We start from the raw sequence: 18,106 nt of genomic DNA, 5'->3' as shown, positions 1-18,106 counted from the left end.
TGGACGACTTGTCCGGCGGTCGGGGAATTCCGCAATAATGCCCGGCTTTGGCGGGCCAATACCCGGAATTCGGCTTCCGTTCCGCGGAGCGGCGCTTTAAACTTTGCCGGCCATGGCTTCCACCTCCTCACGCGGCGCGCACCCCCTGATCGGATTTATCGGCGCCGGCAATATGGCGCGCAGCCTGGCCTCGGGCCTGCTGAAAAACGGCTGGGGCCAGAGCCAGATCGTCCTCTCCGATCCCGAATCGTCGCAGCGGCAGGCGATTGAATCCGTCCTCGGCGTCAAAACCTTTGCCGACAACGAAGTCGTTGTCACGCGCGCCGCGATCCTGGTGCTCTCAGTCAAGCCGCAGTTGTTGGCTGGAGTGGCCAAGGCATTGGCCCATGTTGTCCAGAAGACAAAACCCCTGGTGATCTCCATCGCCGCGGGCGTGCGCCTCGAGGACATCGACCGCTGGCTGGGCGGCGGGCTTCCCATCGTGCGCGCCATGCCCAACACCGCCGCACTAATCGGCAGTGGCGCCTCGGGGCTGTACGCCAATGAGCGCGTAAATGAATCCATGCGCAATCAGGCCGAATCCATTCTGCGCGCCGTGGGCGTGACGGTATGGCTCAATAACGAAGACCTGATGGACGTGGTGACGGCGCTGTCCGGCAGCGGACCGGCGTATTTTTTCCTCGTCATGGAAGCGCTCGAACAGGCCGCCATCGAATCCGGGCTGGCTCCGAAGCAGGCACGTCTGCTCACGCTCGAGACGGCCTTCGGCGCCGCCAAGATGGCGCTGGAAGGCCATGAAGAACCGTCACAACTGCGTCGTCGCGTGACTTCGCCCGGCGGCACAACGGAACAGGCGGTAAAGATTCTGGAACAGGGCGACATCCGTCAGTTGTTCAAAAAGGCCGTGCAGGCAGCGGTCAACCGCTCGCGGGAAATCGCTGACATGTTCGGAAAAAAGACATGAATTCATTTTTCACCGAGGCAAGCGGCCTCATCGTCGAGGTCGTCTTCGGACTGTACATCCTGGCGGTATTGCTGCGCTTCCTGTTCCAGATCGTACGCGCCGATTTCTATAACCCTATTTCCCAGTTTCTGGTAGCACTTACCAACCCGCTGCTCAAACCGCTGCGGCGCATCATTCCCGGCCTGTTCGGCATCGACATTGCTTCACTCGTCTTGCTGCTCATCCTCAAGTGCCTGGAGTTGTTCCTCATCTCCTGGCTTATCGGGCGCACACCTGATCTTCTGCCACTGTTGCTGGCCACCGTAGTTAGCCTGGCGCAACTCACGATCAACGTCTATTTCTACGCCGTGCTGCTGCGTGTGATCCTGAGCTGGTTCATGCCTTATGGCATGCGTCACAATCCCGCCGGCGATCTGCTGGCGAGCCTCACGGAACCGCTGATGCGCCCGGCGCGGCGCCTGATCCCCGCGGTCGGAGGGCTCGACCTTTCGCCGATAGTCGTGCTCGTGGGACTACAGCTGTTGCAACTCGCACTCGCCCATCTGCTGCGCTAGCGTGGGCTGGTTTCGCCGGGATGGCACTGATCTCATTCTTCAGGTTCAAGTCCAACCACGCGCCAAATCGGATGCTATTACCGGTGTAACAGGCGACCGTTTAAAGATCCGCCTTAAGGCTCCGCCGGTCGAAGGCCGGGCCAACGATCAACTTGTCGCCTGCCTGGCCAAGCTGTTCGACGTGCCCCGCCGCCATGTCGTGCTTGAGCGCGGCAATACCTCCCAACGCAAGCAATTGCGCATCCACTCCCCGCAAAAACTCCCTGAAAACCTCGACTGGGACATGAAGTAACACCTCTCTGAGCCCCCGGACTTGGCCCCCTTGGTGGCTTGTCCCGTGGCACCTCTCAAAGCAGGTAGGGGCTAGATATAGTTCTTATTTAAGTTTATATTCTAACCACCTGTATTAAAGGGGTATTCAATATAATGATAAGCGCGCAAACCTTAAAGGAGCGGCCCCGGCTGGCCATTAACGAATTCAGCCGGCGACTGGGGGATTACAAACGCTGGCGCGATGAATTAATCGAAATCATCAACGAATATCAGACCTGGGTCGAAAGCCACGGACTCGCCAGCGGCGAGGAAGATCTGCAACTTTACGAACTCATCGACGCACTCCGCTCTGACAAGCTCACCATCGCTCTGGTCGCCGAATTTTCCCGGGGCAAGACCGAACTCATCAACGCCATTTTTTTCGCTGACTACCGGCAGCGCCTCCTGCCCTCTGAAGCCGGCCGTACCACCATGTGTCCCACGGAATTACGCTACGACGACAACAAGCCGCCGTGCCTGAAACTCCTTCCCATCGAAACACGCCAAACCGCCACCACCATATCTGAATACAAGCGCACCTCCGCGGCGTGGACGGTGATGCCGCTGGATCTGGATTCACCCAAAAAAATGGCCGAGACCTTTCATCAAACCGTTAGAACCAAATCTGTCAGCCGGCAACAGGCTGAAGAATTCGGCCTTTACCATCCTGACATGGAAGCCACGACGCACATGCTGAACAGTGATGGCAGCGTGGAGATTCCCGTGTGGCGTCACGCCATCATCAATTTTCCGCACCCGTTGCTGAAGCAGGGCCTGGTAGTGCTCGACACGCCTGGACTCAATTCACTCGGCACTGAACCGGAACTGACATTGAGCATGTTGCCGAGCGCGCAGGCAGTTCTGTTTGTACTGGCCGCTGATGCCGGCGTCACCAAAACCGATCTTGAAGTATGGAACCATCACGTCTGCCCGACCCGGGACAGCAATGGTGCCGGTCGGCTGGTGGCGCTGAACAAAATTGATTACCTGTGGGACGAGATGCGCCATGACAACGCATTCGCCACGGCGATGGCGCGTCAGACACAGGAAACGGCGCGCACGCTCGGTATCAGCAAAAACCAGGTGCTGGCGGTATCCGCGCAAAAGGGATTGCTTGGAAAAATCAAGGCGGATTACGCACTGATCGAACGTAGCGGTCTGCCTGCACTGGAGGCCAAACTGTCGGATGACATCATCCCGGCAAGGCGGGAGTTGCTGCGCGAACGCGTGATCCACGACATTGGCTCCATGGTCGAAACCACCAGCGCCATGATCGAGGCCAGACACTTTGCTGTTGCCGGACAGATCGTGGAACTTCAGACTTTGGGTAGCGAAAATAGCGAAACCGTACAGGATCTGGTGACGCGCCTGCGTGACGAAAAACAAGCCTACGATCAGACGCTCGTCAGCTTCCAGAATACGCGCGCCGTGCTCTCCGATCAGGTGAAGGTTCTGCTCGATTACCTTAGTGTCGAAGCCTTTGACAATCTGGCGGATATTACCCGCCGGGGCATGTCCGAATCCTGGACCACACCAGGACTGCGGGAAGCCATGAAGTCGATGTTCAACGGGGCGCTCGATGCCATGGAGAGAGCCAATAAACAGACCCAGCAGGTACGCAGTTTGGTGCAGGCCATCTACGGAAAATTCCACAGCGAACACGGGCTCGCCAAGATCAAGCCGGTCAATTTCTCGCTGCTGCCGTATCGCAGCCAGTTGCAGAAACTCTATGAAGAAGCAGAGGCTTTCCGAAACAGTCCGATGATGATCATCACGGAACAGCACTTTGTGGTGCAGAAATTCTTCGTCACGCTGGCGGGACGGGCGCGTGAAATTTTCAGCGAGAGTAATACTGCCGCCCGCGCCTGGAGTAAGGCCATCATGGGGCCAATTCTGTCACAGGTCCGCGAGCACAAAATCCTCATGGATCAGCGTCTTGAAAACTTGAAGAAGGTCCACGAAAATTCCGGCAACCTGAACGATCGCATTGCCGAACTGGAATCCAGTCGTCAGAATCTGGAAAACCAGCAGCTCGTCATCCGCAATATGCTACGCAAGATAAACCAACCGGCTCCGATAGATTCTTGAACCTTAGTTATTTCGCATCAGCCGATTAATCTGGTTTTATGCCACGGATAAAAAAAGGCCGGAAGGGTCGCCCCTTCCGGCCTTGGCTTATCCGTTAGTAAACGGATTACTTCGCGGCAGCCGGCTCAGCCGAAGCAGTGGCCGTCAGCGCTGTGTCGATTGACGAGAAGATGATGCTCGGGATCAGGGTGTTCTTGGCGAACGCCATGTAACCGGAATCCCAGAAGTACAGCTGCATGCGCCACATTTCACCGTACTGCACCACTTTCACGTTCTTGCCATCATTGATGACGAGCACTTCCAGCGGCATGGCAGGAGCATGGTCCACACCCGGATAGGGGGCGTCCTTGGCCTTGCCTTCGCTGCGGAAGTCGGAGTTGATGCGGATGCATTTGTTTTCTGTGTAGTCGTTGGCGATGCCGAAGTAGACCGCGTTGGCGCCCACAGGAATCTTGCTAATCAGAGTCCAGCCGGAAGAATCTTCCACACCCTTGTCCTTACTTGCAGCCAGCGTTTTCTCTACGCGGGCTACGACAGCGTTAAAGTTTTCGGGCTGGTCCTTGAACACCTCATTCTGGCTTTCCTTCCAGTTACGGAACTTGGCCATCATCTTGGCAGGACCGTCGCCGTTGAACTTGTTCAATGCCTTCTCGCTGCGAACCGGTTCCAGCTGCACGGCTACCTGGTTACCCGGCACCTTGGCCGCAGTGTCCCTGATTTCCTGTCCAGCCGTTTTAGCGGCTGCCAGCAACTTGTCGTAGTTCTTGGAACCTGCATAGAAGACCATCGCGTGCGCGGTCGGATTGCCCATGTTGACATGGACCTTCTTGCCCTCGCCGTATTCATACACACCGATGCGCAGGATCTGCGCCGAGATGGTATCGGGCGATTCACCCTGTGCGGCTTCCATGTAGGCGGGGGAAGTGATCACATAAACGCGAGCCTGTTGCACCTTGTCGGTGTAGGTCAGATCGCGCTTGGCATGCAACGTCAATTTGGATTCGGCCAAAGCCTTCTCCAGCGCTGCCGTGGTGTCATTGAACGATCCCGATGCCTCCAGAATGCGTTCAAAAATGCCGTACTCTTCCGCCGCAAAGGCGTTGCTCGACCCCAGCACGAACGCCAGGACCAAAGCGAAAAGCCGGCCAAGCTTTGTTGATTTCGACTTCATTTGGATATCTCCTCCGAAAAATGCCTGTAGTTAAAACTTGTTAAGGTTTCTAATCCGTTTTAAACATGGATCTAAATCCCTGCCGACCATTGTGCTGATTCTCGTGATAGTCTGCAACTGGTTGTCAGGATATATGTTTAGACTGTTGATTACATTGATTTTTTATACTTTTTCGCTGGCGAACCCATTCTCAGGAATCTCGTCACCCAATGAAAATGACCCCCTCCCGACGCAGCCGGGAGGGGGTCATTAGTTAATCAGAAAGGTGGCTGCTGTGGCGATTTAACTAAAACAAGACGCCGGGACAGCGAGAGTTAATGATCCAGTTGCAGCACCTTGAGCACGGTGATGGCCTGGGTAAAGCCTTGATTCGCTGACAGGCGCCAAAGTTTGACGGCCTCCTCCTGGTTCTCGGCAATGCCTTCACCCTTCATGTACATGAGGCCCAGATTGAACTGCGCCGCCGCCAAGCCTTGCTTCGCCGCCAAACCCCACCATTTAACCGCTTCAGACGGGTCCGGATTGACGCCAGTGCCTTCGGCATAATACAGACCCAGATTGAATTGGGCCTCAGCATGCCCCTGCAGGGCCGCCATGCGCCACCAATCAATGGCGGCGTTCAAATCGCGGGCAAGACCGGTACCGGTAGCGCAGAGTATGCCCATGTTGTACTGGGCGATGACATGTCCTTGTTCTGCGGATTTACGATACCAGTGAACCGCCTCGATCATATCCTTGGCCAAACCCCCGTCTCCCCGGTTGTACAGGACACCCAGGGTAAATTGAGCCTCGGCATCGCCTTTTTCAGCGTGGGTTTGCCACATGCGCACCGCTTCGGAACGCTGGCCGGTGTTGTACTGCACGACCGCCACCTGATTCGTACTGATGGATTTTTCTTGCGGACGTAATTCCTGACCCATCTGAATCACCGGAAAAGCAGATTCTGAAACAGCCGCTTGCGCAGGTGTTCCCGTCAACAAGACCCAAAAACCGATCACTCCGCCTACCGCCATGACGCGGCCAAAGCTTGTGTTTCTCTCCGTATTGAAACCCGGCATAACCCACTCCCCGAAAGCTAATTACGTTAATCTTGGGATTGAAGGTGCAAGAGCTATGCCACCTGTTCTAAAGCTTTAGAATCAATGATTTGTCACCCTGGAAAAACCGATTCGCCATTGGGAAACTGGCCTGAATTAGGCGTTTAATGACGATTCTGGTAATGATCCGACCGTCAGGAATTCTTTCTGGCCTCATTTGAGATAGACCACTGAAAGCTTTCCGTGAACACCTTTCGTCCGATATCTGGCAGCGAACGGCGGTTCCGGGACCAAGTTTTTACTGGCATGTGAAAAAGAAATGACATAACAAAGCGGTGTAAGATGAGTGCCGTTCGCCATGGATGGGAATAATCAAATTCAGGAACAGACAATTTATCCATTTCAAGTCCACCACGAGTTCCATCCATCAACGCTGAATCCCACTGCTTACCAGCTTGGGTGCGGTAATTTCAGATATTTCTTTACCAACCCCTGCCACCACCTCCGCCCCCTGCCTGAACCTCAGAAGTCTGAGAACACCCAAAGAGGAAAAATAGAGTGACCAACCGAGTTTCTTCGTGGCGCGCCGTGTGGCTTGCGCTGCGCAGTCCGCGCACGGCTGCCGTGAGCCTGCTCTCTTTTTCCTCAGGCCTGCCTCTGGGGCTGGTGTGGATCGCGATTCCAACCTGGCTCGCACGCGAGGGCGTGGATATCCGCATCATCGGTCTGTTCACGCTCGCCCAGGCACCCTGGAGCTTTAAATTCCTGTGGTCACCATTGATGGATCGCTACGCCCTGCCGCTGCCACGACTGGGGCGCAAGCTCGGCTGGACGTTGCTGTGGCAGATTGCGTTGTTGATCGGTACCTTGCTGCTCGGCGGCGTGGCGCTGCGGCCGGAAACGCTCTGGGTCATCGGCAGTCTCACGCTCGCCATCGCCTTCGCCTCGGCGAGCCAGGACATTGCCATCGATGCCTACGCGGTGGAAGTCCTGGAACCGGACGAACAAGGCGTGGCCGTGGGGGCGCGCATCGCCATCTATCGCTCGGCCATGTTCGTGGCCGGCGGACTCACCATCACGCTGGCCGGGTTGTGGTCCTGGCCGGTCATGTTCACGCTGCTCGCGCTGTTCTACCTGCCGATGATGGTGGTCACGCTGTTGGCGCCCAAATCCGCCGCCGACCATCTACAGGCGCCACCGTCACTGCGCGAAGCGGTGTGGGATCCGTTTGTGGGATTTCTCTCCAAGCACCGCGCGCTCGAATTGTTGGCGTTCGTGGTCCTTTACAAGCTTGCCGACAACCTCGGCGGCGCGCTTATAAGACCGTTCCTGGTGCAAATCGGATTCAATGATTTCGATGTCGGCATTGCCACCGCCACAATCGGTCTGGTCGCCACGCTGGTCGGCACCTTTATTGGCGGCATGCTGACCACCACCATGGGTCTCGGTCACGCCTTGTGGGTATTTGGCGGATTACAGATCGCGTCCAACTTCGGCTACGTGCTCATCGCCGAGGTCGGCGTAAACCGACCGTTGATGTACACCGCCATGGGCTTTGAGAGCCTCACCACTGGCATGGGGACCGGCGCCTTCAGTGTGTTGTTGTTGCGCATGACCATGAAGCAATTCTCGGCCACGCAATACGCGCTGTTCTCGAGTCTGTTTGCACTGCCGCGCATTCTCGCCGGTCCGGTGACCGGCGTCATGGTAGATGCCATCGGCTGGCGTGAATTCTTTTTGTTCACGATAGCCATAGGCATCCCCGGCATGCTGATGCTCCAGCGCTTCTCGCCGCTCGGCAAACGCGAACCGGAAATTCAACAACTGGCTGAGATCGAGCCGCGTGTATTAAGCCGCGGTCAATTAATCCAGCGCGCCATAATCGGTGGCCTCGTCGGCTTCGGCATCGCGGCGTTGTCGGTGGCACTGCTCGATGCCTTCAAGCACCAGAAAGTATTGGCCACTTTTGATCTGCTTACTCCCCTGATGGCATTGTTTAGCCCGGCGGACATCTCGGGTTGGGTGAGCTTGTTCGGTACAACTTTATTCAGTATTGTCATTGCCCTCGCTACAGCCGCCACGGCAGCAGCACGGTCGAGAAAATCCTGAAGGTTCACCATGGCGAGAGTCAAAATCTACAGCACCGGCGCCTGTTCCTTCTGCCTGAAGACCAAGGCGCTGCTCCAGAAATGGAACATTCCCTACGAGGAAATCCGCATTGACACCGACACGGCGGCGCGCGGCGAATTCGCGCGCGTCACCAATGGCGCACGCACAGTTCCCCAGATCCTGATTGACGGCCAGTGCATCGGCGGCTTCACCGAGCTGACCGAACTGCATATGGAAGGCGGATTGGATGAGTTCGTGGAGACCACCGGCACCTAACCGAATCGTCTCACTGATTTGCCAATTCCACGACGTCCCGGGTTCGCAAATCCGACTTACCCGTGCTCAGGCAAATACGAAGCCGAAATAAGGCCACCACCTCAGCAACAGCAACAGCGCCATCCCGAGACTGATACCAATCACGGTCTGGTAGCGTCGCCGCTCCCCGGGATAACTCGCCAGCTGCACCGCGCTCATGATCCCATCGAGCAGCAGCACCATGAAGAAAAGCGGGACGAGCGCCGGGAAGACCAGCGTCGGAATCATGTCCCAGCCGGTATGCACCGGCGGGGTGCCCGGCACGGGGCGCAATACCAGCAGCACCAGCGCGCCGAACGCCAGCATTAACCGCAGCGGTCCCATCCATTTCAGCAGAAGTCGTAACCCCGGCCGCAGGGGAATCATAGCGTGTACCCGTAATCCATGATCAGCGGGGCGTGGTCGGAGAATTTTTTATCCTTATATATCTTTTCCTTCTCCGCCTTGCCCGCAATACCTGGCGTGGCTATCTGGTAGTCAATGCGCCATCCCACGTTCTTGGCATAGGCCTGGCCACGGTTCGACCACCAAGTGTATTGATCGGGTTTATCGTTCAGGGCGCGAAACACATCGACCCAGCCGAGTTCGTCAAACACCTTCGTGAGCCAGGCGCGTTCCTCGGGCAGGAAACCGGAGTTCTTCTGATTAGATTTCCAGTTCTTCAAATCAATTTCCTTGTGCGCGATATTCCAGTCACCACACAGAATATATTCGCGCCCGTCACCGCGCAGCTTTTTGAGCACGGGGTGAAAATGATTCATGAAGCGGTACTTGGATTCTTGCCGGTGTGGGCCGGCCGAACCCGAGGGCAGGTATATCGAAACAATACTGAGCTTGCCAAAATCGGCCTGAAGATATCGGCCCTCGTCGTCGTGTTCTTTCGAGCCGAAACCGGTGCGCACCCGGTCCGGCACGCACCGGCTGAAAAGAGCCACCCCGGCATAACCCTTCTTCTCGGCGCAATTGAAAAACCCGTGAAACCCCTTGGGCGCGCGCATCTCCTCCGTCAGATCGGACTCCTGCGCCCTGACTTCCTGCAAACATACAACCTCGGCTTTCTGGCGCGACAGCCAGTCGAATAGCCCCTTTTTGGCGGCGGAACGGATGCCGTTGACGTTGAGCGTGATGACGCGCATGGCGCCGGATAATACCCGACTTTCCTGCGCTTGAGGCGGCGATTACAATCCGCGCCATGAAGGATTACCAGCGCGAGTTCCTGGACTTTGCCATCGAGTGCCAGGCGTTGCGCTTCGGGGAATTCACGCTGAAATCGGGACGCGTCAGTCCCTATTTTTTCAACAGCGGTCTGTTCAATACCGGCCACAAACTGGCACGCCTGGGACGCTTCTACGCACGGGCCATTGCGGACAGTGGCATTGCCTTCGACATGCTCTACGGTCCTGCTTACAAAGGTATCCCACTCGCCTGCGCCACGGCCATGGCGATTCCGGATCGCGACGTACCGTATGCCTTCAACCGCAAAGAAGTGAAAAAATATGGTGAAGGCGGCAATATTATCGGCCACCCGCTACAGGGAAACGTAATCATCGTGGATGACGTGATCTCGGCCGGCACTTCGGTCCGGGAGTCCGTACAGATCATCAAGACCGCGGCCGCCACGCCCGTCGGCGTAACCATTGCGCTGGATCGACAGGAACGCGGTGAAGGGTCAATGTCCGCAGTACAGGAAGTGGAGAACACGCATGGACTATGCGTGATCAGTATCGTCAAGCTGGAAACGCTGTTGGATTACCTGGGGGGCAAGGACGGAGCACGGCGCTATCTCGATGCCATCACTACTTACCGCCGTGCCTACGGCACCTGAACCAACCACGCAGGCCCGACAATCGCGAAAGGCTAATCCCTTTCCCGATTTTTCTCATCCGTCGCTTCGCGGCGCTCGACAAACCGCGTGATCTGAGTCTGTTTGGCCATGCGGATACTGCCTTCGTGCACGGCACCGCGGGCGATGGCCACCACCGGGCTGGTGATCTTGCCGCGCACGTAAGCGGTGCGCGCCAGTTCCAGTTTTTCTGTGGCCTGGATGTCGCCCTCCACCCGGCCGGCGATCACGACGCTTCCGGCACGAATGTTTCCCTTCCAGCGGCTACCCTCGCCCAGTACCAGCAAACCTTCGAGGTCACACTCACCCTGCACCTCACCATAAATAATATGATTGTCCTTGCCCTGGAATACGCCCATGTACACTGAGTCCGGTCCAAGCATGGTGGTGAAATTCTCGACATGATCGAGAGTGCGGCGGCTTTGTTTGCGGCCAAACGACTTCAGGAGCTCTTCAATTTTCAAGGTTTTTCCCGGTCATGTGTTTTCAGACGCGCCCTGTACCTCTCCAAATACTAGCAGGCAAAAAACAGACCGCGAGGTCAGAAAATCAGCTTGAGTCCCACCAGCAGGGTAATTACCTCGAACACGCGTTTGATCCAGAGATTGCCCTTTTTGATCGACCAATGAGCGCCGAGATAGCCGCCCAGCAGTGAGCCGATTAGCAGGGCCGGCAGCCATGACCATTTGATCTCGCCCAGGATGCCCAGGGTAATGGCGCCGGCCCCGTTCCAGAACAGTCCTACCAGCACCAGCGTGTAAGCCACCGCGCGGCGGTAGTCGAGCCCAAACCAGCGCACCAGCCACACCGTGCAAAACAGCCCCGTGCCAGAAGTGAGCGAACCGTTGAGCACGCCGACCATGAACAAGCCGATTCCGCCCAGGACGTAGCCATGACGCGTACGATGAATGGGCGCGTGCGTCAGTCCGAGTTGCTTGTTGAACAATGAATAGATCCCGAGTCCAATCGTGAGGACGCCCAGCGCGAGACGCGCGAGATCATCCGGCACATCGAGGATGTAGGCCGCGCCGACGATCACGCCAGGCAAGCCGGTGGCGAGAATGAACAGCGAGAATTTCCACTCGAGCGATTTTTCGCGCAGGTGTCGCAGCGTGGCACCCACGCCGAGCGCCACGCTCGCCACCTTATGGGTGGCGAGTGCGACACCGAAAGGAAGGCCCAAAAAGATCAACGCCGGGAATTGCAGCAACCCCGCCCCGCCGCCAGCGAAGGCAGAAAACACATTTGCAACCAGCGACACCAGCAGCAATATCAGCTGCTCGGTCCAGTTCACCGGAATGTCGCCCGACAGATGATCCCGGGAGTCATGGCCGCGGATTATGGCACAGATGCTCCACAGCCTATGGTTCCAGCGCCGTTCTTCGGTGACAACGTGCCGCGCGGCGGCCGTGGTTGACACACCCATAAAACGGGACCTATCTTGAAAGAGTATATTTAAGGAGTCGCCGCCTCATGTCACCGAGAAAACTCACCTGCTTTCTCTTCCTGGTTTTATGTCTGACCGCCGTCGGTGCGCATGCCAGCCCGGGTCAGACCATCAAGAAATGCAAGGATATCACCGGCAAATGGCATTATGGCGACAGCGCTGCCGTGGAATGCACCAAATCCAAAATCACGGTTCTGAGCGATGAGGGCACAACCAAAAAAGTGATCGCCGCGCCTCCGACCGAGCTGGAATTGAAGGAACGCGAGTCGCAGCGGGACAACCTCGAGGCGGAACAGACGCGCGCCCAGGAACAGAAGAAGAAAGATGCGCTGCTCCTGTCCACCTATGGCGTGGAAGACGACATCAATTACATCCGTGACCGCAAAATCGCGCAAATCGAAGCGCAGGTCAAGGCAAGCGAGGAAACACTGAAGCCATTACGCGCGGCACTCACGCGCATGGAGGCGCAGGCCGTGGATGAAGGCAAGGATGCCAAGGCGGCGGAAGCCACCACGAAAAACATCGAGCTGACCCGGGGCCAGATTGCACGGCACGAGGGCGCGATTGCCGTCAAGCGCCAGGAACAGGAAGCGCTGCGTCAGCAATACGCCGAGGAACTTAAACGCTACCGCGAGCTGAAGAAAAAATCACCCACGGCCCCGACTTCCGCCGCCAAGAATTAACCTCGCCTCACCGCGCGCTATTACTGATTTATTCCGGCGCCACCCAGCGCCGTCCCTTTTGTGTCAATTCCTGCTTCCAGAACGGCGCGCGCGCTTTAAGCTCGTCGATCACATGGCGGCAGGCGGCGAACGCGGCATCCCGGTGCGCTGCCCACACCGCCACGCACACGATCGGGTCGTTCGGGCGCAGTTCGCCGTAACGGTGGATCACCAGCACGTCTGCGATCGGCCAGCGGGATAAGGCTTCTTCGGCCACGCGCTCCAGATGTTTCTTTGTCATGGGCGCGTAATGTTCGAGCATCATCGCCTGCACTTCGTTTCCCTGATTGAAATCCCGTAACGTACCGACAAACACGGTCGTCGCGCCGAATTTCCCGGACAGCGCGGGCTGTTCTGACTGATGGCGGGTTATTTCCTGCCACGGGTCGAAGGCCTTCTCCATCAGAAGAATTTTCAACGCGCGCCTCCCGTCACCGGCGGAAAAAAGGCCACTTCGTCGCCGTCATGCACCGGTTGGTCCGGACGCGCGTATTCCATGTTCACCGCCACCAGTGTATTGACCGGCAGAGGGATTTGCGCGGAACGGTTCCAGACATCGGCGGCACAGGAAATACCCTTGCTTTCGATAATGTCTTGGTCTTTACCCAGCTTTTCACGAATACTGGCAAAGAACCTGACTGTAATGCTCATCTTTAATCCTCGTTTATCCATTTACCGCCAACAGGCTGGACGACGTGGCATTCTGCGATAGAATAACCGGCCTCCCGCAGTCCTGACCCAAGGATAGAAGTACCGCCCACCGTAAATAAGTGAAACTTATGAGCGGCCCCAGTAATTCTAATTAGGTTTGCGGGCATCAACACTATAGAGTTTCGCGGCTCAGGCGTCCGGACATCATAATTTCGAGCGTATTCGGTATAAAGGGCAAGAGGGTCTATGTCTAAACTGGTCAATCCACATGGTGGCGGGGAACTGAAACCACTGCTTCTGCAAGACGCGGCGCTCACCGAAGAGAAGAAGCGCGCGCAATCCCTCCCGAAAGTAAAAATCACCTCGCGCGAGACCGGCGATGTCATCATGATGGGCATCGGCGGCTTTACTCCGTTGACCGGCTTCATGACCAAGGCCGACTGGCAGGGCGTGTGCGACGGCATGAAGATGGCCTCCGGCCTGTTCTGGCCGATCCCGATTACCCTCTCCACCGACAAGTCCACCGCCGACAGCATCCAGACCGGCGCCGACGTGGCCTTGGTGGACAGCGAGTCCGGCGAGATCCTCGCCACGATGAAGATTTCCGAGAAATACACCATCGATAAAGCCCACGAGTGCATGACGGTGTACAAAACGACCGACCTGGAACACCCGGGCGTCAAGATGGTGATGGAGCAGGGCGAAGTCAATCTCGCCGGCACGGTGAAAGTACTGTCCACCGGCACGTTCAAGCAGGAATACGGCGACCAGTTCCTGACCCCGGCCGAAACTCGCGAGATGTTCAAAAAAAACGGCTGGTCCACTGTCGCCGCCTTCCAGACCCGCAACCCCATGCACCGTTCGCACGAATACCTGGCCAAGATCGCCATCGAGACCATGGATGGCGTGCTCATTCACTCCCTGCTCGGCGCACTGAAACCGGGCGATATCCCGGCCGAAGTCCGCTCCGAAGCCATCAGCGTGCTGGTCGAAAACTACTTCGCCCCCAACACCGTCATCCAGGCCGGCTACCCGCTCGACATGCGTTACGCCGGTCCGCGCGAGGCGCTGCTGCACGCGCTTTTCCGCCAGAACTACGGCTGCTCGCACCTGATCGTGGGACGCGACCACGCCGGCGTTGGCGACTATTACGGCGCGTTCGACGCGCAGAAGATCTTCGACGAGATCCCGAAGGAAGCGCTCGAAACCAAGAACATGAACATCGACTGGACCTTCTGGTGCAACAAGTGCGGCGGCATGGCCTCGCAGCGCACCTGCCCGCACACCAAGGACGACCGCATCCTGCTGTCCGGCACCAAGGTGCGCGCCATGCTGTCGGAAGGAAAGGACCTGCCGGTCGAGTTCAGCCGCCCGGAAGTGGCGAACGTGCTGAAGAAATACTACGCCGGCCTCACCGAAAAGGTTGAAGTCAAGCTTTCCGGGCATTCCGCCCGGTAGTTTAATTTTTGCGACACAAAAATTTAATCTTAATTGACTAAGAGGATATTCTAAATGTTCATGAGCAATCCCTTTGCCGAACTTTCAGCACAAATACCCGTTGCCGTCATGCAAGGGTATATCGTTTTGATGGTCGCGTTTGTGGTCATCGGAACCATACTCGACATGATACACAAGAAGAGCGCGAAGTACTTTTTCCTGAATGCGGAAAAAGCCAAGAAGAACGCCAAGCGTGAAGTCGGTGCGGGTGAAAAAATCGCCATTGCCACCAAGGTGTTGGTGGTCGAAGTGGCGACCTCTGGCGAATTCAAAAATGTAAAACGCCGGCTTTCCCACCTGCTGATCATGTGGGGCACCGTTATTTTGGTTGCCACGACTGCGATCCTCATTTTCGCTTACCCGACTCCGGCGACACCGGCACCCACCATCCTGCCGCAACTCTGGCATATTGGCGCCGCCATGCTCGCCGTGGGTGGGTACTGGTTCTGGTTCTCTATCCGTGTGGATGTCTCGGCTGAAGGTGTTCCCTGGTACCGCGTGGAACGTGCCGATCTGTTTATCCTTTCCCTGCTCGCGACCGCCACCTTCGCTTTGATCTGGTCCTATACCCAGAGCAAGGGCATCGCCGGCTGGTCAACCCTGTTCCTGATTCTGTTCGCTGCCTCCGGCGTCGTCCTGTTCGGTGGCGTGTACTGGTCCAAGTTCGCGCACATGTTCTTCAAGCCTGCTGCTGCTTTCCAGAGGCGTGTGACCGTTGCCGATGGCTCGCGGGAAGGTTTGCCGCCCGAATACGATCTGTCGAGCCCCGAAGTACATAAACTATTTCCGGACATCCCGATGTACATGGGCAAGAATCCGCCCAACATGGGGCCCGGAATCCGGCGCGAGCCCGCGAAGCACTACTAAGCGCTTAATTCACCATTACCCAAGTAGAGAGAAATCACAATGCCAACATTCGTATATATGACTCGTTGCGATGGTTGCGGGCAGTGCGTAGATATCTGCCCGTCAGACATCATGCACATCGACAAATCACTTCGTCGCGCCTACAACATCGAGCCCAGCATGTGCTGGGAATGCTATTCCTGCGTAAAGGCCTGCCCGCACCACGCCATTGACGTGCGCGGCTATGCCGACTTCGCGCCACTGGGTCACTCGGTGCGTGTGCACCGCGATGAGGAAAAAGGCACGATCGCCTGGCGCATCAAGTTCCGTAACGGTAAAAAAGATATGGAGCTGTTGGCGCCTATCACGACAAAGCCGTGGGGTTCGGCCTATCCAAAATTTTCGGAGATATCTGCTCCAAGCAAGGAAATGCGCGACGGCGAACTATTGTTTAACGAGCCTAAGTATATCCGCATGGATGAAGGTGGTTTGCATACCCTGGAATCGAATGGCTTGTCACTTAAAGAAGGGGTGTACTACTAATGGGCTACAAGACTATTATTGAAGACAATATCGATATCCTCGTTGCCGGTGCGGGCCTTGGTGGTACCGGTGCTGCGTTCGAAGCCAGATATTGGGGCAAGAACAAGAAGATTATTATTGCAGAAAAAGCCAACATTGACCGTTCTGGTGCGGTAGCCCAGGGTCTGTACGCGATCAACTGTTACATGGGTACTCGCTTCGGTGAGAACAAACCAGAAGATCACGTACGTTATGCGCGTATCGATCTGATGGGTATGGTGCGTGAAGACCTGGCATTCGACATGGCACGTCACGTTGACTCGGCGGTTCACCAGTTCGAAGAATGGGGCATGCCTATCATGCGTAACCAGAAGACCGGCGCGTATCTGCGTGAAGGTCGCTGGCAGATCATGATTCACGGTGAATCCTACAAGCCACTTGTGGCCGAAGCTGCCAAGAAGTCAGCTGACAAGGTATATAACCGCGTATGTGTTACCCATCTGTTGATGGACGAATCCAAGGAAAACCGCGTAGCGGGTGCCGTTGGTTTTAACGTACGCACCGGTAACTACCACGTATTCAAGGCCAAGACGGTTATCTGTGGTGCCGGTGGTGCCTCCAACATCTTCAAGCCGCGTTCCGTGGGTGAAGGTGCAGGTCGTGTATGGTACGCACCGTGGTCATCGGGTTCTGCTTACGGTCTGATGATCGGCGCAGGCGCGAAAATGACGCAAATGGAAAACCGTATCGTACTGGCCCGTTTCAAAGATGGTTACGGCCCGGTCGGCGCCTACTTCCTGCATCTGAAGACTTACACCCAGAACGCCTATGGCGAAGAGTACGAGTCCAAGTGGTTCCCTGAGCTGCAGAAGATGGTAGGCAAGGAATATCTGGACCCGGAAGTTTCTCACAGCACTCACCGCCCGATTCCGACCTGTCTGCGTAACCACGCGATTATCAACGAGGTGAATGCCGGTCGTGGTCCGATTTACATGGTGACGATGGAAGCCTTCCAGGATCCGCATCTGGAAGAGATCGGCTGGCACAACTTCCTCGGTATGACCGTGGGTCAGGCCGTACTGTGGGCAGCGACTGACGTTGATCCGAAATATGAAAACCCCGAACTGACGACGTCTGAGCCTTATGTGATGGGTTCACATGCGACCGGTTGCGGTGCATGGGTATCAGGACCGGAAGACCTCTCTCCGCCGGAATACTTCTGGGGCTACAACCGCATGACGACCGTTGAAGGTCTGTTCGGTTGCGGTGACGCTGCAGGTGGTACACCACATGCATTCTCATCCGGTTCCTTCACGGAAGGTCGTCTGGCTGCCAAGGCTGCCTGTAAGTACATCGATGATGGCAAGGCTGAAGGTATCCGTGTTTCTGATGAACAGATTCAGAAGCGTAAGGAGGATATTTACAAGCCGCTGGAAACCTATCAGGTTTATAGCAACGAAGTCGTTGCGGGTTCGGTGAATCCGAACTTCATTAACCCGAGACAAGGCCTGGACCGCTTGCAGAAGCTGATGGATGAGTACTGTGGTGGTTTCGGTGTGAACTACATGACCAACGACAAGCTGCTGAGCATCGGTCTTAAGAAGATGGCGAGTCTGGGTCAAGACCTGGATAAAGTGGCTGCTTCCGATATCCATGAGCTGTTGCGTGCATGGGAACTGAAGCATCGCTTCCTGACTTCTGAAGCCGTGTTCCACCATACCTTGTTCCGCAAGGAGACTCGTTGGCCGGGCTACTACTACCGCGGTGACGCCATGAAGCTGGACGATAAGAACTGGCACGTGCTGACAGTATCTCGTCGTGATCCGAAGACTGGTGAGTACACTATGGAGAAAGCTCCGCTGTATCACTTGGTAGGTGATCTCGAGGACAAAGACCTGGCTAAGCTGAAGGCAGAAGGCCACCACTAAGCAAATAAGGACTTGGCTTTTACAAGCCAGGTACTATGTTTGCGAGAAAAAGGACCGACATGTAATGTGTTGGTCCTTTTTTTTCTATCCGATGAGAGCT

Annotated in this window: 20 protein-coding genes; 12 read left to right on the top strand and 8 right to left on the bottom strand. The window is 56.4% G+C overall.

All coding sequences use genetic code 11. The features are described from left to right. Positions 1–112 precede the first annotated feature (112 nt). The 4 genes from proC (at position 113) to NUV55_RS02895 (ending at position 3,918) form a co-directional block, all read left to right on the top strand. A complete protein-coding gene (gene proC, locus NUV55_RS02910; RefSeq protein ID WP_296670238.1) occupies positions 113–964 on the top strand; it encodes a pyrroline-5-carboxylate reductase in 852 nt (283 codons plus the stop codon). Next, the gene (locus NUV55_RS02905; RefSeq protein ID WP_296670236.1) at positions 961–1,518 is read left to right on the top strand and encodes a YggT family protein; all 558 of its coding nucleotides are present in this window, start codon (positions 961–963) and stop codon (positions 1,516–1,518) included. Before proC ends, NUV55_RS02905 begins: the two co-directional genes overlap by 4 nt. A 1-nt stretch (position 1,519) precedes the next feature. After that, positions 1,520–1,810: a DUF167 family protein gene (locus NUV55_RS02900; protein WP_296670235.1), complete on the top strand. Its 291-nt coding sequence runs from the start codon at positions 1,520–1,522 to the stop codon at positions 1,808–1,810. Positions 1,811–1,944: 134 nt separating this feature from the next. Beyond that, positions 1,945–3,918 (top strand): dynamin family protein, encoded by a 1,974-nt coding sequence (locus tag NUV55_RS02895; protein WP_296670233.1) that lies wholly within the window; start codon positions 1,945–1,947, stop codon positions 3,916–3,918. Between the two features lie 106 nt (positions 3,919–4,024). Here NUV55_RS02895 and NUV55_RS02890 read toward each other — a convergent pair whose 3' ends face one another. After that, entirely contained in the window at positions 4,025–5,089 is a 1,065-nt protein-coding gene (locus NUV55_RS02890; RefSeq protein ID WP_296670230.1) for a hypothetical protein, read from the bottom strand. A gap of 314 nt (positions 5,090–5,403) precedes the next feature. Beyond that, positions 5,404–6,009: a tetratricopeptide repeat protein gene (locus NUV55_RS02885; protein ID WP_296670229.1), complete on the bottom strand. Its 606-nt coding sequence runs from the start codon at positions 6,007–6,009 to the stop codon at positions 5,404–5,406. Between the two features lie 675 nt (positions 6,010–6,684). Between NUV55_RS02885 and NUV55_RS02880 the strand changes: the two genes are divergently transcribed. Further along, a complete protein-coding gene (locus tag NUV55_RS02880) occupies positions 6,685–8,235 on the top strand; it encodes an MFS transporter (RefSeq protein WP_296670227.1) in 1,551 nt (516 codons plus the stop codon). Positions 8,236–8,244: 9 nt separating this feature from the next. Continuing rightward, positions 8,245–8,511: a glutaredoxin domain-containing protein gene (locus tag NUV55_RS02875; protein ID WP_296670225.1), complete on the top strand. Its 267-nt coding sequence runs from the start codon at positions 8,245–8,247 to the stop codon at positions 8,509–8,511. 66 nt (positions 8,512–8,577) lie between these two features. Here NUV55_RS02875 and NUV55_RS02870 read toward each other — a convergent pair whose 3' ends face one another. Both NUV55_RS02870 and NUV55_RS02865 read right to left on the bottom strand, forming a co-directional pair. Next, positions 8,578–8,916 carry a hypothetical protein gene (locus NUV55_RS02870; protein ID WP_296670223.1) on the bottom strand — a complete coding sequence of 113 codons (339 nt, stop codon included), beginning with the start codon at positions 8,914–8,916 and terminating at the stop codon, positions 8,578–8,580. Then, positions 8,913–9,686, bottom strand: a complete 774-nt coding sequence (locus tag NUV55_RS02865; protein ID WP_296670221.1) for an exodeoxyribonuclease III — start codon at positions 9,684–9,686, stop codon at positions 8,913–8,915. The genes NUV55_RS02870 and NUV55_RS02865 overlap by 4 nt, the downstream gene beginning before the upstream one ends. A gap of 56 nt (positions 9,687–9,742) precedes the next feature. Between NUV55_RS02865 and pyrE the strand changes: the two genes are divergently transcribed. Next, entirely contained in the window at positions 9,743–10,375 is a 633-nt protein-coding gene (gene pyrE / locus NUV55_RS02860) for an orotate phosphoribosyltransferase (RefSeq protein ID WP_296670219.1), read from the top strand. 32 nt (positions 10,376–10,407) lie between these two features. Here pyrE and NUV55_RS02855 read toward each other — a convergent pair whose 3' ends face one another. Beyond that, complete coding sequence (locus tag NUV55_RS02855) at positions 10,408–10,857, bottom strand: polymer-forming cytoskeletal protein (protein ID WP_296670217.1); 450 nt, start codon at positions 10,855–10,857, stop codon at positions 10,408–10,410. Positions 10,858–10,934: 77 nt separating this feature from the next. Further along, positions 10,935–11,687 carry a sulfite exporter TauE/SafE family protein gene (locus tag NUV55_RS02850; protein WP_367280337.1) on the bottom strand — a complete coding sequence of 251 codons (753 nt, stop codon included), beginning with the start codon at positions 11,685–11,687 and terminating at the stop codon, positions 10,935–10,937. A 179-nt stretch (positions 11,688–11,866) separates the two neighbouring features. Between NUV55_RS02850 and NUV55_RS02845 the strand changes: the two genes are divergently transcribed. Beyond that, positions 11,867–12,523 carry a hypothetical protein gene (locus NUV55_RS02845; protein WP_296670214.1) on the top strand — a complete coding sequence of 219 codons (657 nt, stop codon included), beginning with the start codon at positions 11,867–11,869 and terminating at the stop codon, positions 12,521–12,523. Between the two features lie 28 nt (positions 12,524–12,551). On the opposite strand, the gene NUV55_RS02840 is transcribed toward NUV55_RS02845, so the two are convergent. Together NUV55_RS02840 and NUV55_RS02835 are read right to left on the bottom strand one after the other, a co-directional pair. Next, the gene (locus NUV55_RS02840) at positions 12,552–12,980 is read right to left on the bottom strand and encodes a molybdenum cofactor biosynthesis protein MoaE (protein WP_296670212.1); all 429 of its coding nucleotides are present in this window, start codon (positions 12,978–12,980) and stop codon (positions 12,552–12,554) included. Beyond that, on the bottom strand, positions 12,977–13,213 hold the full coding sequence (locus tag NUV55_RS02835; RefSeq protein ID WP_296670210.1) for a MoaD/ThiS family protein: 237 nt from the start codon (positions 13,211–13,213) through the stop codon (positions 12,977–12,979). Before NUV55_RS02835 ends, NUV55_RS02840 begins: the two co-directional genes overlap by 4 nt. A gap of 246 nt (positions 13,214–13,459) precedes the next feature. On the opposite strand from NUV55_RS02835, the gene sat reads away from it, so the two are divergent. The 4 genes from sat to aprA are packed head-to-tail and all read left to right on the top strand — an operon-like array spanning position 13,460 to position 18,006. Further along, positions 13,460–14,671: a sulfate adenylyltransferase gene (gene sat, locus NUV55_RS02830; RefSeq protein WP_296670209.1), complete on the top strand. Its 1,212-nt coding sequence runs from the start codon at positions 13,460–13,462 to the stop codon at positions 14,669–14,671. 54 nt (positions 14,672–14,725) lie between these two features. Then, positions 14,726–15,577, top strand: a complete 852-nt coding sequence (locus NUV55_RS02825; RefSeq protein ID WP_296670207.1) for a hypothetical protein — start codon at positions 14,726–14,728, stop codon at positions 15,575–15,577. Between the two features lie 39 nt (positions 15,578–15,616). Then, complete coding sequence (gene aprB, locus NUV55_RS02820) at positions 15,617–16,099, top strand: adenylyl-sulfate reductase subunit beta (RefSeq protein WP_296670205.1); 483 nt, start codon at positions 15,617–15,619, stop codon at positions 16,097–16,099. Next, positions 16,099–18,006: an adenylyl-sulfate reductase subunit alpha gene (gene aprA / locus NUV55_RS02815; RefSeq protein WP_296670202.1), complete on the top strand. Its 1,908-nt coding sequence runs from the start codon at positions 16,099–16,101 to the stop codon at positions 18,004–18,006. Before aprB ends, aprA begins: the two co-directional genes overlap by 1 nt. Positions 18,007–18,106 lie beyond the last annotated feature (100 nt).

It is taken from the genome of Sulfuricaulis sp., assembly GCF_024653915.1.
Lineage (GTDB): Bacteria > Pseudomonadota > Gammaproteobacteria > Acidiferrobacterales > Sulfurifustaceae > Sulfuricaulis.
The sequence above is the reverse complement of the archived record's forward strand: the minus strand, read 5'-3'. Positions and strand labels throughout refer to the sequence as shown.

Coding starts and splice junctions, on each gene's coding strand:
- proC (WP_296670238.1), top strand. CDS start 113: ATGGCTTCCACCTCCTCACGCGGCGCGCACCCCCTGATCGGATTTATC.
- NUV55_RS02905 (WP_296670236.1), top strand. CDS start 961: ATGAATTCATTTTTCACCGAGGCAAGCGGCCTCATCGTCGAGGTCGTC.
- NUV55_RS02895 (WP_296670233.1), top strand. CDS start 1,945: ATGATAAGCGCGCAAACCTTAAAGGAGCGGCCCCGGCTGGCCATTAAC.
- NUV55_RS02890 (WP_296670230.1), bottom strand. CDS start 5,089: ATGAAGTCGAAATCAACAAAGCTTGGCCGGCTTTTCGCTTTGGTCCTG.
- NUV55_RS02885 (WP_296670229.1), bottom strand. CDS start 6,009: ATGGGTCAGGAATTACGTCCGCAAGAAAAATCCATCAGTACGAATCAG.
- NUV55_RS02875 (WP_296670225.1), top strand. CDS start 8,245: ATGGCGAGAGTCAAAATCTACAGCACCGGCGCCTGTTCCTTCTGCCTG.
- NUV55_RS02870 (WP_296670223.1), bottom strand. CDS start 8,916: ATGATTCCCCTGCGGCCGGGGTTACGACTTCTGCTGAAATGGATGGGA.
- NUV55_RS02865 (WP_296670221.1), bottom strand. CDS start 9,686: ATGCGCGTCATCACGCTCAACGTCAACGGCATCCGTTCCGCCGCCAAA.
- pyrE (WP_296670219.1), top strand. CDS start 9,743: ATGAAGGATTACCAGCGCGAGTTCCTGGACTTTGCCATCGAGTGCCAG.
- NUV55_RS02845 (WP_296670214.1), top strand. CDS start 11,867: ATGTCACCGAGAAAACTCACCTGCTTTCTCTTCCTGGTTTTATGTCTG.
- NUV55_RS02835 (WP_296670210.1), bottom strand. CDS start 13,213: ATGAGCATTACAGTCAGGTTCTTTGCCAGTATTCGTGAAAAGCTGGGT.
- sat (WP_296670209.1), top strand. CDS start 13,460: ATGTCTAAACTGGTCAATCCACATGGTGGCGGGGAACTGAAACCACTG.
- NUV55_RS02825 (WP_296670207.1), top strand. CDS start 14,726: ATGTTCATGAGCAATCCCTTTGCCGAACTTTCAGCACAAATACCCGTT.
- aprB (WP_296670205.1), top strand. CDS start 15,617: ATGCCAACATTCGTATATATGACTCGTTGCGATGGTTGCGGGCAGTGC.
- aprA (WP_296670202.1), top strand. CDS start 16,099: ATGGGCTACAAGACTATTATTGAAGACAATATCGATATCCTCGTTGCC.